We start from the raw sequence: 599 nt of genomic DNA, 5'->3' as shown, positions 1-599 counted from the left end.
GCTTCACGATCATCAAACCTACACACGCGTACGACCGCCCCCCGTACGTTCACCACACGTCACCCGACCGGGTGACGCCGTCACCGCGCACGCGGCACCGGCTCCGCCGGACACGGCACCCGGCCGCATCGCGGCCGAGCACGCACGAGCGATACCGCGCCGCGGCCACAAGGATGCGATTCCTCCCAGGACCGAACCCCTGGGATTCCTCGCAAGAACCTGCTGAAACTCTGAGGCGCCCAGGACCTGCCCAGCGGATCATGCCGCAGACGCGGGGTCCGGCACCCCATCTGCCGCGTTGTCCGACTCCCCCGGCTCGACTGCGCTCACGCGGGGGACCCCGTCGGCCCCGCTCACACCTGCGTCGATCAGTCAGCGCGGCTCCCCCGGCGACCTGATCCGCCGGACAGGCCCTAGTAGTACTTCGTTAGGTTATTTTGATCGCACGGTCTGCGGTGGTGCGTGCTGCCGTTTGTGGATCTTGGAGAGATCGAGCAACTGCGGGTGAGCCTCGGTGAGTTCGTTGCCGAGATGTTCGCGTCGTTGAAGCGCAAGGACCAGCGTGGGTGGGGAGACTGCTACCTGCGCGGGCTGATGTT

General features: G+C 66.8%; 1 pseudogene. It reads left to right on the top strand.

Going from position 1 to position 599, the window contains the following annotated elements:
• Positions 1-474 precede the first annotated feature (474 nt).
• Positions 475-599, top strand: a pseudogene (locus tag ACTWQJ_RS52090) (IS701 family transposase); the annotation flags it as partial.

This window comes from Streptomyces sp. KR55, assembly GCF_052245645.1.
Lineage (GTDB): Bacteria > Actinomycetota > Actinomycetes > Streptomycetales > Streptomycetaceae > Streptomyces > Streptomyces flavusporus.
The sequence above is the reverse complement of the archived record's forward strand: the minus strand, read 5'-3'. Positions and strand labels throughout refer to the sequence as shown.